Annotated in this window: 19 protein-coding genes; 7 read left to right on the top strand and 12 right to left on the bottom strand. The window is 28.3% G+C overall.

All coding sequences use genetic code 11. From position 1 onward, the window contains the following. On the top strand, positions 1-1525 hold a 1525-nt coding region (locus EU95_RS09330; protein WP_052046851.1), incomplete at its 5' end, for a WD40 repeat domain-containing protein. Positions 1526-1533: 8 nt separating this feature from the next. Here EU95_RS09330 and EU95_RS07105 read toward each other — a convergent pair. From EU95_RS07105 to EU95_RS09610, 4 genes are all read right to left on the bottom strand, one after another. Further along, on the bottom strand, positions 1534-2400 hold the full coding sequence (locus EU95_RS07105; protein WP_032521585.1) for an LOG family protein: 867 nt from the start codon (positions 2398-2400) through the stop codon (positions 1534-1536). A gap of 1 nt (position 2401) precedes the next feature. Then, positions 2402-2920: a hypothetical protein gene (locus tag EU95_RS07100; RefSeq protein ID WP_032521586.1), complete on the bottom strand. Its 519-nt coding sequence runs from the start codon at positions 2918-2920 to the stop codon at positions 2402-2404. Between the two features lie 73 nt (positions 2921-2993). Beyond that, on the bottom strand, positions 2994-3140 hold the full coding sequence (locus EU95_RS09750) for a hypothetical protein (RefSeq protein ID WP_193742433.1): 147 nt from the start codon (positions 3138-3140) through the stop codon (positions 2994-2996). A gap of 201 nt (positions 3141-3341) precedes the next feature. Then, complete coding sequence (locus tag EU95_RS09610) at positions 3342-3599, bottom strand: hypothetical protein (protein ID WP_158462194.1); 258 nt, start codon at positions 3597-3599, stop codon at positions 3342-3344. A gap of 268 nt (positions 3600-3867) precedes the next feature. Here EU95_RS09610 and EU95_RS07095 point away from each other — a divergent pair, with 268 nt between their 5' ends. Then, the gene (locus EU95_RS07095) at positions 3868-3996 is read left to right on the top strand and encodes a high light inducible protein (protein ID WP_032521587.1); all 129 of its coding nucleotides are present in this window, start codon (positions 3868-3870) and stop codon (positions 3994-3996) included. 43 nt (positions 3997-4039) lie between these two features. On the opposite strand, the gene EU95_RS09755 is transcribed toward EU95_RS07095, so the two are convergent. After that, the gene (locus EU95_RS09755; protein WP_193742434.1) at positions 4040-4210 is read right to left on the bottom strand and encodes a hypothetical protein; all 171 of its coding nucleotides are present in this window, start codon (positions 4208-4210) and stop codon (positions 4040-4042) included. Positions 4211-4598: 388 nt separating this feature from the next. On the opposite strand from EU95_RS09755, the gene EU95_RS07090 reads away from it, so the two are divergent. Beyond that, positions 4599-4979 carry a GtrA family protein gene (locus EU95_RS07090; protein ID WP_241466704.1) on the top strand — a complete coding sequence of 127 codons (381 nt, stop codon included), beginning with the start codon at positions 4599-4601 and terminating at the stop codon, positions 4977-4979. A 25-nt stretch (positions 4980-5004) separates the two neighbouring features. On the opposite strand, the gene EU95_RS07085 is transcribed toward EU95_RS07090, so the two are convergent. The 5 genes from EU95_RS07085 to EU95_RS07075 all read right to left on the bottom strand — a co-directional run bounded on the left by EU95_RS07085 (position 5005) and on the right by EU95_RS07075 (position 8880). Next, positions 5005-6096, bottom strand: coding sequence for a glycosyltransferase family 2 protein (locus tag EU95_RS07085; RefSeq protein ID WP_032521588.1), 1092 nt, complete (start codon positions 6094-6096; stop codon positions 5005-5007). Positions 6097-6136: 40 nt separating this feature from the next. After that, the gene (locus EU95_RS07080; protein ID WP_032521589.1) at positions 6137-7690 is read right to left on the bottom strand and encodes an ArnT family glycosyltransferase; all 1554 of its coding nucleotides are present in this window, start codon (positions 7688-7690) and stop codon (positions 6137-6139) included. A 39-nt stretch (positions 7691-7729) separates the two neighbouring features. Continuing rightward, a complete protein-coding gene (locus tag EU95_RS0108730) occupies positions 7730-7972 on the bottom strand; it encodes a DUF1651 domain-containing protein (RefSeq protein WP_032521590.1) in 243 nt (80 codons plus the stop codon). Then, entirely contained in the window at positions 7965-8090 is a 126-nt protein-coding gene (locus EU95_RS10205; protein WP_275040474.1) for a hypothetical protein, read from the bottom strand. Before EU95_RS10205 ends, EU95_RS0108730 begins: the two co-directional genes overlap by 8 nt. A gap of 580 nt (positions 8091-8670) precedes the next feature. Next, a complete protein-coding gene (locus EU95_RS07075) occupies positions 8671-8880 on the bottom strand; it encodes a hypothetical protein (protein ID WP_032521591.1) in 210 nt (69 codons plus the stop codon). A 1725-nt stretch (positions 8881-10605) separates the two neighbouring features. On the opposite strand from EU95_RS07075, the gene EU95_RS0108735 reads away from it, so the two are divergent. Continuing rightward, positions 10606-10800: a hypothetical protein gene (locus EU95_RS0108735; protein ID WP_032521592.1), complete on the top strand. Its 195-nt coding sequence runs from the start codon at positions 10606-10608 to the stop codon at positions 10798-10800. 30 nt (positions 10801-10830) lie between these two features. Here the strand turns inward: EU95_RS0108735 and EU95_RS07070 are convergent, their stop codons facing one another. Further along, the gene (locus EU95_RS07070; RefSeq protein WP_032521593.1) at positions 10831-11211 is read right to left on the bottom strand and encodes a DoxX family protein; all 381 of its coding nucleotides are present in this window, start codon (positions 11209-11211) and stop codon (positions 10831-10833) included. A 192-nt stretch (positions 11212-11403) separates the two neighbouring features. Here EU95_RS07070 and EU95_RS07065 point away from each other — a divergent pair, with 192 nt between their 5' ends. From EU95_RS07065 to EU95_RS07060, 3 genes are all read left to right on the top strand, one after another. Continuing rightward, positions 11404-11880, top strand: a complete 477-nt coding sequence (locus tag EU95_RS07065) for a hypothetical protein (RefSeq protein WP_032521594.1) — start codon at positions 11404-11406, stop codon at positions 11878-11880. Positions 11881-12475: 595 nt separating this feature from the next. Further along, complete coding sequence (locus EU95_RS09760) at positions 12476-12616, top strand: hypothetical protein (RefSeq protein WP_193742435.1); 141 nt, start codon at positions 12476-12478, stop codon at positions 12614-12616. 248 nt (positions 12617-12864) lie between these two features. Next, positions 12865-13542, top strand: a complete 678-nt coding sequence (locus EU95_RS07060; protein ID WP_032521595.1) for a hypothetical protein — start codon at positions 12865-12867, stop codon at positions 13540-13542. 66 nt (positions 13543-13608) lie between these two features. Here EU95_RS07060 and EU95_RS07055 read toward each other — a convergent pair whose 3' ends face one another. Beyond that, complete coding sequence (locus tag EU95_RS07055) at positions 13609-14808, bottom strand: LptF/LptG family permease (RefSeq protein ID WP_032521596.1); 1200 nt, start codon at positions 14806-14808, stop codon at positions 13609-13611. Positions 14809-14820 lie beyond the last annotated feature (12 nt).

Here is a 14820-nt window from a genome sequence, read left to right on the forward strand (position 1 = left end):
ACAGATAGGTAGCGATATAGATGGAGAAGCAGCTGAAGACTCTTTAGGTTACTCAGTCAGCATCTCTCCTGACGGAACTACAGTAGCTGTTGGTGCTGTTTTCAACGACGACAATGGTTCTAATAGTGGCCATGTGCGTATTTATGAAAATAACAATGGAACCTGGACAAAAATTGGTGGAGACATAGATGGAGAAGCCTCGAATGACTTCTCAGGGTTTTCAGTTAGCTTGTCATCAGATGGTTCTATCGTTGCTATTGGTGCTGCCTACAATGACGACAATGGTTCTAATAGTGGCCATGTTCGTATTTATAAAAATGAGAATGGAACCTGGACAAAAGTTGGAGATGATATTGAGGGAGAGGCTAGTGGTGACCAATCAGGTATCTCTGTAAGTCTTTCTGCAGATGGATCTACTGTTGCCATCGGTGCCTCCCAAAATGATGAGAATGGTAATGCTAGTGGCCATGTTCGTGTTTTTCATAATGTAAGTGGTAGTTGGACGCAGATTGCTTCTGACATTAATGGAGAAGCAGCGGGTGACCAATCAGGTATCTCAGTAAGTCTCTCTGCTGATGGATCTACTGTTGCAGTTGGTGCTCATTTAAATGATGGAACGGGTACAAGTGCCGGTCATGTTCGTGTTTACGAAAGTACTGGCACAACAGGTCTCTCATTTACAACATTAGTTGATGGAATTGTTGAGGGGGTCGAGTATACATCTTCATCTGGAATAACTGGTTTAACAACCAAAGAGGGTTACTTTAACTATTTATTTGGAGATGAAGTTAGTTTCAGTATTGGTAATGTTTCTTTGGGATCTGTTTCTTCAGAAGATTTAGCTTCTGGCAACATATTCTTACAAGATATCGCGGATGTTGAACGAACAAATCTAAACGATGAATATGTTGAAAATATGGCTGTATTCCTTCAGTCATTAGATGAAAATCATGATGCTAGCGATGGCATCACAATAACTGAAGAAACCAGAGATCTTCTCTCTAATGTTGATTTAGATCTAAGAACAGCTACGGAAGAGGATGTTAAAGATGTTATTAGGGAAGTTGGAGGAACCTATATCAATGAATCTCAAGCAATGATGCACGTTCAAGATATGTTAATCAAATATACTGATCTAACAGATGATGACTTTGAAATTCATCAGCCTGATAATGACTTTTTAACTGAAGAGTTAAATACTAATTTGAGTGACTATGATCCAATTACTGGGTTATATGATTCGGAGGATATTCTGCAAGAAAGTAATCCTGAAGATTCAATTATCTCTGAGGAAGTAGATATAATTACAAACTATTCTCCTGAGCTTCAAATTGAAGATGATGGAATTCAAGGAGATCAAATTACTCGTAAAATATTTGAGAAAACCCAAGATCTGGAAATTTCATTAAAACGCGATATCGATGAATTTGATTTGATGAATGGACAGAATAATAGTGCAATTGATCCTCTTAATGAAGAACTTGTTATTTTAAGCGAGAGTGAGGCTGATCCAATAAATCTTTAAATTCTTTTTTAATTAGATAAATTTGATGATTTAATTATTTCCCATGCTTCTGAGGCACTGTCTGCATATTCAAAAAGATTTAAGTGTTGATCAGAAATTAATCCCATATCCGCTAAATATTCAAAGTTAATTAACTTTTCCCAATATTCTTTTCCAAAAAGGATGATTGGTATTTTATTTTTCATCCCTGTTTGACGGAGTGTAAGTAGTTCAAATAATTCATCTAAAGTTCCAAAACCTCCAGGGAAAAAAACAGCTGCTAATGATCTCATCACAAAATGGATCTTTCTTAATGCAAAATAATTAAATTTAAAGCAGAGCCCTGGAGTTATAAAAGCATTGGGGATTTGTTCATTAGGGAGACTGATATTCAACCCTATAGACTTACAATTTGCTTCAAAAGCTCCTCTATTAGCAGCCTCCATAATTCCTGGACCTCCACCAGTTACTATCACATGAGAATTACAGGATTTACTTTGATTATTAATTGAAGCAAGTTTAGAAAACTCTCTTGCGGATTGATAATAGTGACTCATTGATAGTAAATTTTCTAATCTATTTAACTTTCGTTTATGCAATACTGATGAAGGATTTTTTTTAATTAACTTTTTTATATCTTCAATTTTCTCTTTTGTTTTTGATTCCTCGGTAATACTTGCGCCACCAAAAATTATTATGGTTGAAAGAATATTATTTTCTTCTAGTATTAAATCTGGTTTTGTAATTTCAAGCAGCATTCTGACTCCGCGCATTTCATTTCTGCTGAGCATATTAATATCTTCATGAGCCAACTTGTATGTATCAGAATTAATAATCAAATTAAGATTTTTTGAATTATTAATTTCAGGTGAAAGCCTCTTTTTTGTTTTGTTCATATCAAACAAGGGTCTTTACTTTTCTTCCTAGTGGATTAAAACGGAATCTTTTAACTTGATTATTTTCATAAATCCAATAAACAGGTGGACTTTTTCTTGCCTTAATTAAACTTATTTTGTCTAATTTTTGTGGGATGAATTCTTTAGCTGGATCAAAAAATTTATCTCTTTTTGGTTGATTTAAAACAATACTACCTTCTTTCCCAGAGATTGATCTGTGATAAGTACCAATAGGAATTTCTAGTGCTCCCATTGATCTATTTAAATAAATCACATGATGGGGTTCATCCCATGAAGGATTTATTAAAACAAATGTTCTTTCTCCATTAATAACTAAATTGTAATCAACTTGATGATTGTGAACGTAATATTGTTCATCTTTAAAATTATCTGGAGGAGATATAGCCTCCCCTGAATGCATAACTACATCACAACCATTAGATGAATCTATACCTGCATCAAAAAATGTTACTTTTGGAGTCTCTCTGAAAATTGTTGTTGGCATGAATTTTAATTTCATAGTTCAACCTCTCATTAAAGAATTTATAAATATTTTTAGAATTTATAAGCTACGAAAAACGATTAATGAATAGTCAGTTACAACAAACTAAACAATCTTCTTTAGTTGGGTAATCTTGACATTCTCTCTTAAAAGTTCCTTCTAAAACTTCTAATTTATTCACATAATCAAGATCTCGTAGATCTTTTTTGGGAACTGTAAATTGTGTTTGAAGTTTCATTTTTCCCTCCTAATTAAAACTGTTTTTTAAAGCCATCCCATGTTTGAGAAAATCTTAATCCTATATAAGAAACTAAAATCACCCAGAATAGAATCTCTATAGTTAAATTTGTCATCTGATTGTCCTCCTTTCTATCTGACTATGCTTTAGTACGGATGATATATAAAAATCAAGCGTAAGAATACTTAAAAAGATAAAGTATTAATCGCAGAAAATTTTGCAATGGTTATTACTGGGATGCAATTCGCATTCATTATTCCAGTAAGTTTCAAGTTCTTTTGACTTAATATCGTATGAGAGATCTTTTGTATCCAAGTCCATTTCTTGGATAGTAAATGTGTCGTTTAGTGCCATAAGACTTACCTCTTGACTACACTTATGTTCTAATTCATTTAAATAGTAAATCTCAAGTTTTATGTGTGCGGTTAGAGGAACAAAATTGTACGGATTAAGGATCAAAAAAGACTCTCAAAGTAAAAATAAATACCAGAAAAATATTTTTAATAGTTTTGATTTAATTTTAAAAAAAGTTTGGGTTAATTTTGAGTAAATTTTGGGTGAAAAAATTGAATCATTCAGATCCGAATTAACACTAAATATAGCTATTTTTAATTAGAAAAAACTTTTCTTCCAAGAATTTAAAAAATAATTGAATTTGGTAGGAAAAACTACATCATTTCAAAATTTCCTAAATAATTTGTAGATATAAAATCTTATTTACTTAATTATGGAATTCGCTAAAAAATTTATGACCGAAAAAGCTGAAAAGCTTAACGGCAAAGCTGCAATGCTCGGAATGTTTGCTCTTTTTGGGGCTTACTATTTTACTGGTCAAATTTTGCCAGGTATTTTTTGAAAAAGAACTCTTTTTGTTTTTTGGGGCTTGATAAGTCCCTTTTTTATTTTTCTTTATTTGGATTCTTTTTTGTAGAATCCAAATCACATTTTTCTACGCATTCTTCTAGAGAATTTTCTGAAGAACTCTTTATTTCGCAACTACGAAGACAATCATAAAAAGCATACTTGGGATCTAATTCATTTTTGAATTGCTTATTTCTAAAAGTATTCATAGTTAAACTCCCTTTGTTTTTTTTTCTAGTTGATTAATTAATTTGTCCAACCATAAAGTGTTATTAATCTTTTTTGTTTTTTTAAAGTATTTCGTTTTGTATGTACTCATGAAGTTAAACCTCAATCTGTCAGACTAACCTACATTTGATAATTAAAATACTCAAGAGCAAAAATACTGGTTATGAATATAGTGAAATATTTTAAGAAGGTTTATTCAATAAACGATCTTAGCCTAAAAATCTATTTTCATTAGATACAAAAAGTAGGGTTTCAAGTTGACTCTTATTTAATAAATTTATTTATTTGATTTATTAAGTAAACATATGCAAAATTAGTATTTTGTATTTAAATAAATTAAAACTTAAAAGCTTGGCATTTTATAAATTTTTGAGAATAAATAATCAACAAATACTTAGATTCATTTTATCTGGATTAATTGCGTCAATTATTAATTTTATTTCTTATAGATCTTTATATTTGCTTTTCAATAATATATTATTTGCCTCTATATCAGGTTATTGCATAGGAATACTAATTTCTTTTATTTTTGGAAAATTATGGGTTTTTAAAAATAGTAATGGGCAACCTTTAGTAAAATCTTTTTCTTTATTTTGCTTGATCTACTTTTTGGGAGGAATAGAAATGTCATTAGTAATTTTATTTATAAATCAATTAATTGATAACTATAAAATCGCTTGGTTATTTGGCGCATTGATTGGATCAATAAATAATTACTTAGGATCTAAATACCTTTCATTTAAGAAATAAATTATATTTCACAAATAAATTATTTTTAAATATCTGAAACTAAATAAATTAAACAGACTTTAAGAAGTTTTAAGCCATCAATCCATCTTGATATATTCGGAGCACCTGATTGTCTCGCATAGTACCTAACTGGATAATTGAGTATTTTAATGTTATTATTTGCAGCTTCAAAAATAATTGTAAAATCACCAAATGGATCAGATTTGGATTCCCAACTTCCATTTTTTTTCATAAGATTAAAAAACTTCCTTGAAAATACTTTTGTTCCACATAGTGAATCAGATACCTGTTTATTAATTAGGATTGATATAAATATTGCAAAACATCTGTTACCAATATAATTTGCCCATCTCATTGCATTTTTCTCCATTGGAAAAGTAGTACGAGAGCAATTAATTAGTATATTTTCATTTTTATTTGACTCCATTATTGCGGCAATACTGTCATCAATATCTACAGTAAAATCAGCATCTACTATTGCTAATGTTTCCCCTGAGGAAATATTGCAGCCCTCTACAACGGCATTCTTTTTACCTTTACCACTTTGCCTTAAGAGAAAAATTTTAAAAGAATCAGAGAACCTTTCTTTTAACTCTTCTAGCATAGAAAAAGTATTGTCTTTACTATTACCTTCGACAAAAATAATCTCAATTTTGTTAGACAATTTTTTGAATTTATTTAATGCTTTAATAAAAAGTTGCTTATTACCTTCTTCATTTCTTGCAGGAATAATTATTGAAATTAATTGCTCAGAATTCTTTTCAATGTATTTATAAAAAACTATCTCTAACTCATATGCTAGATGTTTGATGATTGGTAATTTACGAAAAATGTTTTTTAATTTTTGTGGGATTTGGTGTGTTGGGATAGGGGTTAATTTTTTTGCTTTCCATCTAATGGATCTGTAGTTATAAATTTCTGCTAAAGATTCAATATCACATAATGTAATTCTTGGACTATTTGTGGTCTCCTTAAAAATTCTGGAATCTAACCTTAACCATCTTGATATTGGTTCCCAAGTATTCCCTCTAACTTTAATAGAAATAAATTGGCCTTCATCTTTGAATAATTGGTGTAGTTGATTATTTGTTAAATTCCAAGTATTAAAAGACTGCATTAAACTATATAATTTCTATAAGAAATTTTATTATAGCTAATCACTTTTTTAAAATTAATTTCCAAGGTTTTAAAGTATCATTTTCATATAAAATATCGTACGACTTATCGTTTATTTCCTTATCCAAATAATTGCTAGACCACGCTAATTCACCTGGCATTAACTCACCAATATTATTAAACCCCTCTCCAAGATTAGGAGTTAATATAGAAATTTTTATTATTTTTGAATGTGACTCTGTATTGGTTATTCCACTTTTATCAATTTTGATATTTTGATTTTTGACAATATCAAGGGAAGAAACGTATTCCATTGTTTCTCTTAACTCTCTTGATCTATCAGTGAATAATCCTGATCCCAGTAGAAATGAAGTAAGTAGATAAGGACCAATTATCAGAATTATTAAAACATTTTTGAAATTAGTTTTATTATTTAGAAATGACCAACATAATCCAAACAAAATAAATCCTAAAAATAGATATGAATTTTCCTTAAAGTTAAGACTAGTAACGTTATTAAATAAAAAATAGTATAAACAAGCGAAGGAAATTAAAAATAGTGGAATTATTCTTGAGGTTATAAAAATAAAAGTCGACTTGTAAATTCTTGAGTTAAATAAATATTTGATACCTAAGAAACTATTTAGGGTCAATATTGAGGATATTTGCAGAGGGTAATATGGCGTTTTTGTAGAAAAAAGGCTTATTGTAAGTATGAAAGTTAAAGGGAAAAAAGTAAGGATAAATTTCTGATCTTTATTGTCTGATTTATTAAAAATTATTCCAATTATTGAGAAAATACTCCATGGCAAGAATGTTATTGGGATGTTCCAAAAATAATAATAGAAAGGATTGGAAAAGTTATTTTTATTTGAGAGATTTGTGAATTTCTCAAATAAATGGAAAATAATATTTTTATTTAAATATGGGTCTATAGATATACTCCAAATCAAATATGGAATAAAACCTATTAATAATCCCAACCAGAAAAATTTTGTGAGGAATAATTTTTTTTTGATAAATAAATATGGCAATAAAGATATTAGAGGTGCAGCAACTAGAAAAGTTTTCATCATAAAAGCTAAACCAATCCAAATTCCAAAAAGTAAAATATATAGTTTGTTATCTCTGCTTTTGATTTTTACTAATGAAAATATCCCAATAGTTACTAAACTGGAAAAAATAATATCCTGAGTAGCTAAGTGGGAATAATCAAACCATAAATAAGTAGTAGAAAGTATGAGAGGAGATACAAGTGCATATTTTTTATCAATTAATTCTTCATGCAATTTATAAGTTATGAATAACATTACTATCGCAGCTAAAGTCGTTGGTAAATATGCCCAAAATATATTTCTTCCAAAGATTTCTTGTGATTTTGCGATTAAAAACTGTAATCCTATAGTTCTATCCAATGTATAGTTGTCAAACCACAAAGGTACAGTCCAATTACCTTTATCTAGTATCCACCTTGCCTGAAGTGCGTAAAATCCCTCGTCATAAGCTATGTAACTTCTTTTGCCAAAATAAAAAATTACAGGAAAAAAAATAAATAGTTTTAAAAAAAATTTTAACTTAAAGATTATATTGATCATTATTTCTTAACTTATTTTATTTATTGATTTAATTGTAATTTACCAAACTACTTTTGTTCGCCTCCAGCCTTGTTCTAAAAACTTTTTCCATTCCTCTCTTGCTTTATCTATCTTCAGTTCTTCTCTTGTGGTCATAACTGGAGGTTGTTCTCCAAAAATTCCAGTAATTTTTCCAGAGTCAATGAACATATATTCAAAGAATTTATCTTTGTTATGCTTGTTTTTATGGAATCTTTTTACTTTTGACCTATTGGAGTTTATAAGCCAATATTCTTCACCCATCTAATCTATCTGCATAATCTCTTAAAACTTCAGCCATCTTTTTAGGTGGAATTTCAGTTTGATATTCTCTACATAAATCAAAAAATTTATCCAAGAAATCTTTCAAAGAAGAGGACATGAAAATTTAATTAGCGTTTCATTTTAAAAGTAATATAAGCAAATCCACCAAGCAAGAAAAGACTTAATATTCCATAGGTAATTGCTATGCCATACATATGGGTCATTTATTTAAAAATATATAAGCGGAATATAAATAAACTAAGAAAATTCCAATAGCTATAAAACTTCCATAAATTAGAAAGTTCCAAATTCTAGACAATTTGGTTTCTTTGAATTCTTGTTCTTCTTTTTGATTAATCATTTAATTTGTTTTTCTTTTCTGGCAGCATTCCCTTTGGCTCTTAGTACTAGGGTTATTGTCAGAGCAGTACTAAGTATTACAACATCAATTAAAAGGTGAGGTGAAATATTCATTAGTTGTTCAATTAAATAAGAATAGCCATTGTTGTTTCATCTATAAATCTTTTATTCATTAAAAAAATTCTTTCCTATTTTTTGATGGAAAATCAATTAAAAAAATTTAAGGAAGAAGGGGCTAAAAATATCCCCTCTTGGTGAAACTCTTCAAAAGAATCACCATAATTATTTTACTTTGGAAGATGCAAAATATAAAAAATTAAATAATTAAAATTAAGAATTTAAGCTGCCTTTTTAAAAGGGTTCATATTTTTTAAAAAGTTATTACCTTTTTGATCTCTCATTTTTCTATATCTTTGATTTATCTCCAAGATATATTTCCTAGCTTTTTTATCACTTTCAATTTTTTGTTTTCGAAGTCGCAAAGTCCTTAAATCCTCTATTGACATAAGGCCATCATATTTTTTGGAATTAGAATGGTCAAATTGCATCAGTTTAAGAAATTAACTATCTTCTATAAGTGCCAGATTAACAGCCACATTTTTATTTGCAATAGAGAAAATTAACCAACTTAACTTAAATAACTTACTTAATATTTAATTCAGCTATTAAATTAATAAATATAAAACCTTCAAATAAAAAACTTTCTAAATTCAAGAAAAACTTTTGATTGAATTAGAAGGAACTTCTACTGATAACAATGATGCACCATAATGAGATTCAGCTGATCTTATTAGTAACCAGTAAAAAAAGTTAACTAAAGCTTTCTCCACGAGGATTTAGTAACTAATCTACGTAACCTTATAAATTCTGTAATAGCAATATACCAAATAAATTTATTAAGCAATCAAGATATTTGTCTCAAAGCATGGATTTATGTCAATTACAAAAAAAATTTAACCCCAGGCTTTAGGCAGCGGACTAAATCCTCGTGGAGTATTGGACTTTAGCCCGCTCTATTTTTTTAGCAAAATAAAAAAGGCACTGCAATGAGGCTGAGCAACCAATTACTATATTCAATTCTGAATTGGACTTTATCGGTTAATTAAATCAAGAGCATCTGAGCTTACCTTAGTGTTATTTATTGTATAAGCATGCTACGAGACTTTAGTTATATCAATAGATTCAGTATTTTTGCTCATTGATATATTTATTCTTGGAATAATATCATTATTGATGCCTGAAGGAGGTTTTAATTTTGAAAAAAATAATCAAATTTTTTAAATTATTTAAAAGAAGAATTGATATTCTTAGTGCAGAAGCTCAATTAGAATTTATATTGGAAAATTAATAATGGCATTCCCTCATTGCCCTATTTGTCTGGCATTAGCATTTATTTCAGTTTTTATTGGAGTTACGCGTAGTTATATGTCCTTTATTCTTTTTATGGAGTTCATGAGAGAAGAATCCAATTTAAAATTGCAGTTGATTTCCAATTAATAGTTGACATCTAAGTATAAATACTTTATAAATAAAGTGTAGTAAATACTACAAAATCGTCCGATCTACCATCTGATAGACCGCAGTAAGACTCAAGCCATAGGACGGGGACTTGGGCATTTTCAGGAGCTGCATCATGGTTAACATGTATTTCAATGGAAAGTCATTCGTATATTGTAGAAAACAAGAAGAAAAGGCAATAAAGTTAAAATATAGAGGTTCAACTTACTTAAAATAGAGTTTGGTATTTATAGAAGTTTTTTAAATTAGCATTCGTTGATACCTTATAAGAAAAACTTATTGCGATGATATTTTTTGCCTATTTAAAAAAATATTTATTCGTATATTTCGTAACTAGAAACTAATTTAGAAGTAACTAGTTTGTAATCAGATTTCTAAAAGGTTATGCAACCTATTTCTGAAGAACTTTATAAAAAAATAGTTGAGAGTTCAAAAAAATGAAAAAATTGCTTATTGCTTTATTAGCTTTTGATATAGGCGTTAGTCTTTCTAAAGTTTATATTTTTACCTAAAAATAAAATATTTAAGTAAAAAAGAAGTGATTTTAAAAAAAATTAGTTATAGTGGTCGAATATTAATATTTAGAATGCAAACTATAGTTAATTCATTCAATAAATTATTACCTGTCGGTAAGAAGGTTAAAAAATATTTACCCTTTTTTATTGGATTTAAGTTACTAACATTTACTGGCTTTCTTACTTATATAATGAATCGTTAGAGGTATTATCTTTTTATAAAATTTAATTTAAGATCTGGTGAGTAAAGAAGAACGAATTAAAAGACTTAAGTCAATGACAAGTATGCAAAGGCAAGAATTGATATTAAAGAAGATGAAAGAGAAAGGAATAGAGGTAGGCAGCGGAATCCCTAATAAAAAATACGATAATAAAGAGGTTTATGAACTAATTCATATTGCAAATTGCTTCCCAGAATTAAGAGAAAATAAATAAAAAATATTTGGGCTTCTTAAATTAAGTTTTTTATTTTGGTGACCTTAATGCAGCAATAATTAATCCACCTATTAATCCAAGATTCATAAACACCGCTCTTTGATGGAAAGGGAAAAAATGAAAAATTATTGTTGTTGGTATAAGAAAAAGCAATAAAAATATTGAACCTATTTTTTGGTTTTCTCCAAAGATAAAAAATCCAGAACCCAGTATAAGGCATATAATCGCGCCAACTAATAGAACAGATGCAATTGGATCAGGAATCCCTTTTGAAGAAATATATTCAACAGTTCTTTCAAAACCTTTTATTTTCCCTGGTATAGCTGAGATAAATATCGTAGAGATTGCTACTCTTGAAAAAAAATCTAGAAAAGATTTGAAACTTTTATTTGCAAAAATAGTATTTTTCATGGATTTATTATAAGAAAAAATTTTATTTGGTTAAAAAATATTTAAATAGTCTTGAAAACATTAATATTTTTTACAAGTAAGTTACTTTTAAAAAAGTCTTTTTAATAAATTTCTATCCTCTAAAGGGATTTAAGAATACTTTGAAAATGTGTTTTTAATTTTATGCAATAATGTATTTAACTTAAATTAAAAATGTTTAAGAAATTACTTTTAACTTTTTTTTTACTTTTTAGTTCCTTCATAATTATTTACCCCTCAAAAAAAGAAACTACTAATTTATTAGATTATTGTTATTCCTTTGAAAAAATACTTGCTAGAAATTCCTTAGAAAAAAATAACAAAGAGTCAAATATGTTAAAGAACTTTGCAAAAGATGTCACTTTTTTTGGTACTAACAAAACTAAAGGAGCTTTAGTTAATAAAGCAATTGCTCAATATAAAAGTTCCAAAAAATTTTTTATTATAACGTTCGTTCCTGATGAATTTTATTGCTTGGCAGGTTATTGGATTGAGGTGGTTTATCCAGGAGTCTTTAAATCGATTATCTATCAGAAAAGTAAACAAAAAATTAATCAATACAAGGATGTTAAAAAAGAAGTAGATGAATTTATTAAAGACATTAATTTAGAATATAAATTTATAAAAAAGGAAATTAACGATCTCCTCTAGAAAAATTAAGAATCTTTTAATAGAGTATTTGATCTAATTTTATAAAATTCTAAGCTTCTTGATTAATTGATTAGTTTTTATAGAAAAAAATATTTATAATTTATCATTTTGACTTTCTTGTGCCACCATAAGAATAATTATTATGTTTAGAAATAATATTCCAACATTCTTTACAACAAAAAATCCAGTTCTTATGAATTATGGATTTAACCCTGAAGTGGATTTTATCTGACTTGTCGCATAAATCACATTTTTTCATTCATTTGAAATTTTGCTAAAGAATTCTGAATATACAAAAAGTTTTAATTTCTAATATTCACGAATATGTTTTTATAATGTCATTATAAATAAGCACTCCTCATTTACTGAAGCAAAGCAGTGGTCCTGAAGAGTGCCCTTGTTAATGTAAAGGTGAAAATTTTTTGAAAATTTCTGGCCTTTAAAATTTGTATTTTAAGAAATATTCTTTCCTATAAATTAAATTTATCCAATTACAAATTGCTTCGGATTATACATTCAAAGAAGAACTTTAAAAAGAAACTCACAGATTAATAAGAAACGTTCTTACTATGAAAAATGATTTATTTACATAACTATGAACATCTATTTATTTTGGATATTGTTTTTGGCTTTATGGGCAATTGTTCCCTTAATGATTATAAAAGGTAGAACTGACGAAGCACCTAAAATTAAGACTTCCCCAGAAGTTAAAAGTAAGAAAAAAGGCTGGTTTTAATAAATAATTTTTGAAGTCAATTAATTATCTGCGAGTTAAATATTTTTTATGATATCTAATTCTTACTATTTAACTTCGATTGAAAATGGATCTTTAATTCATAATTATTTAGAATTTCTTTTTTAAGTGAAAAAAGATAAAATTAAATTACTGAAATGTTATTTACATTAATCACCACAAAATTATAAATCTTTACTTAATTAATTCATAGATCTAAAATTATCTTGAAAAACTGAAACTCAAAATAAATGTCTGAGATAAAAACACCTTGGGGTTCAATATCTACAAAAGTTAGTTTATTCCCGATTTACTATCTAATATTTATTTATGGTTTTGTCTATATATTACCTTTTGGCAAGAATTTAATTGGAATAACTTGGTTTGATTTATTGAAAAAAGAAGATGGGCCTTTGGAATGGCTACAGTTTGGTCAATTTTTTATTTCTTCTTTAATGGGCTTCTATATTTACCTTAAGTCTCAAAAAAAGAGATCAATAAATTCATGGGTATTGTTGCTTTTAAGTTTATTTTGCCTCCTAATCTCTGCTGAAGAAATCAGTTGGGGTGAGCGAATTACTGGCTTTACATTGAATTCAGTTACAGATTTGAGCATCCAGGGTGAGACAAATTTTCATAATCTTCCTTTTTTTCATAATATTCTTCTTGATCCACTCTTACATGTTTTATGTATATTTTTAGGTTGGGTGGGATGGAGAAAATGGCCTAATTTAAGTTCTTTGCCAAGTAGGGAGTATAGCTTATATTTTTTATTGGTATCTTTATTTTTTGCTTATTATGATATTTCTTGGGCTTCAACAGTTCCACATATAAGAAATGATCAAGAAATTTTTGAATTTCTTTTATCTACAGGAATCTTTTTGCATTTTTGGCGGAATTTCAAATTTTCAAGAAAATCTAAGAAATAACCTGCAGGAGATATTTGAATACTTTTCCAAAAAAAATTTAAATATTAATTGTTTTATTTTTAAAAATTAAATAGATGTTTTTCTTAAAAAATAAAATCCACCAACCAGTGAAATTAATACTGGAGACCAAGCTGCAATTATTGGAGGAAGTAATCCTTTAACTCCAAAAGAACTGCATAAAAATGAAATAACATAATAAACCAATATCAGAATAATACTCAATCCGAAACCCTGACTTTTTGAGGATCTTAAATTAGACTGAGACCCCAAAATGCTGCCAATCAATCCAAAAACCAAACATGCACAAGGCAAGGTGAATTTTTCTTGAATTCGAACTTGAATCTTTCTAATTTCTTTAAGGTCTCCTATCTTCTTATATATTCTTTCTGCATCTAATGCTTCTTTTAAAGACATGTCGCTTGCATCCTTTGGGACTTTTGCTAGATCCAATGGCCCCTCAACGAAAGGATATTCATATTGTTTGAATTTAATACTTGTTGTTTGACCAATAGAGTTAGTTGAAACAAGACTTCCATCTTTGAATAACCAAGATGAATTCTTTTTATTAAAGATTGCATCATTTGCAGTAAGGATCTGCTTTATATTTTCTCTTGAAAAGTCTAAAACTGTAACTTCCTTCAAAATATTGTTTTCAAAACGAGAAGCATAGAAAATGTGAGTCAAGTATGTATTTTTTTTAGTTGGTGTATTATTGGTTTTAATTCTAGATCCCTTTCTAGAAAAGATAATATTGTTTCTACCTTTTTGATTATTAAAAGAACTTCCTATTCCGGATCTTAATGTTGATTCTGCTAGCTTATTACTGGTAGGCACTAAATTATCATTGAAATAAAAAGTTAATCCTGTCATAAATATTGAAATCATAATTGCTGGAGCTATTATCCGAGCCGTTGTAATCCCTAATGACTTTAGAGCTAACAATTCAGAGTTAGCTGATAGTTTCCCATAAGATAATAGTGTGGATAATAAGACAGCCATTGGAAACGAGAGAACTAAAAAGCTAGGAAGGCTATAAATTAGTGCTTGAAAAGCTTGTAATATAGGTAATCCATACTCAACTATTTTTCTAATCAAATCAAACATTACCCCCACCGAGAGAGAAATCACGGTGAAAGCTGAAATGGCAAATATCATAGGTGGTATTATTTGCCCTAATAACCATCTATCAATTAAAGAAATTGAATACCAAGGAGTAATTATTTTGTAAATAGTTTTTTTTAATTTTGATTGACTTGAAAGTTTCAAAAGAAGTTTATT

Origin of the sequence: Prochlorococcus marinus str. MIT 9201 (genome assembly GCF_000759955.1) — a bacterium.
In the GTDB taxonomy this organism is placed as follows: domain Bacteria; phylum Cyanobacteriota; class Cyanobacteriia; order PCC-6307; family Cyanobiaceae; genus Prochlorococcus_A; species Prochlorococcus_A marinus_G.

What these genes read in the sequence shown, in the direction of transcription:
- EU95_RS07105 (WP_032521585.1), bottom strand. Translation starts at nt 2,400, where the DNA reads ATGAACAAAACAAAAAAGAGGCTTTCACCTGAAATTAATAATTCAAAA.
- EU95_RS07100 (WP_032521586.1), bottom strand. Translation starts at nt 2,920, where the DNA reads ATGAAATTAAAATTCATGCCAACAACAATTTTCAGAGAGACTCCAAAA.
- EU95_RS09750 (WP_193742433.1), bottom strand. Translation starts at nt 3,140, where the DNA reads ATGAAACTTCAAACACAATTTACAGTTCCCAAAAAAGATCTACGAGAT.
- EU95_RS07095 (WP_032521587.1), top strand. Translation starts at nt 3,868, where the DNA reads ATGGAATTCGCTAAAAAATTTATGACCGAAAAAGCTGAAAAGCTTAAC.
- EU95_RS09755 (WP_193742434.1), bottom strand. Translation starts at nt 4,210, where the DNA reads ATGAATACTTTTAGAAATAAGCAATTCAAAAATGAATTAGATCCCAAG.
- EU95_RS07085 (WP_032521588.1), bottom strand. Translation starts at nt 6,096, where the DNA reads ATGCAGTCTTTTAATACTTGGAATTTAACAAATAATCAACTACACCAA.
- EU95_RS07080 (WP_032521589.1), bottom strand. Translation starts at nt 7,690, where the DNA reads ATGATCAATATAATCTTTAAGTTAAAATTTTTTTTAAAACTATTTATT.
- EU95_RS0108730 (WP_032521590.1), bottom strand. Translation starts at nt 7,972, where the DNA reads ATGGGTGAAGAATATTGGCTTATAAACTCCAATAGGTCAAAAGTAAAA.
- EU95_RS10205 (WP_275040474.1), bottom strand. Translation starts at nt 8,090, where the DNA reads ATGTCCTCTTCTTTGAAAGATTTCTTGGATAAATTTTTTGATTTATGT.
- EU95_RS07075 (WP_032521591.1), bottom strand. Translation starts at nt 8,880, where the DNA reads ATGCAATTTGACCATTCTAATTCCAAAAAATATGATGGCCTTATGTCA.
- EU95_RS07070 (WP_032521593.1), bottom strand. Translation starts at nt 11,211, where the DNA reads ATGAAAAATACTATTTTTGCAAATAAAAGTTTCAAATCTTTTCTAGAT.
- EU95_RS07065 (WP_032521594.1), top strand. Translation starts at nt 11,404, where the DNA reads ATGTTTAAGAAATTACTTTTAACTTTTTTTTTACTTTTTAGTTCCTTC.
- EU95_RS09760 (WP_193742435.1), top strand. Translation starts at nt 12,476, where the DNA reads ATGAACATCTATTTATTTTGGATATTGTTTTTGGCTTTATGGGCAATT.
- EU95_RS07060 (WP_032521595.1), top strand. Translation starts at nt 12,865, where the DNA reads ATGTCTGAGATAAAAACACCTTGGGGTTCAATATCTACAAAAGTTAGT.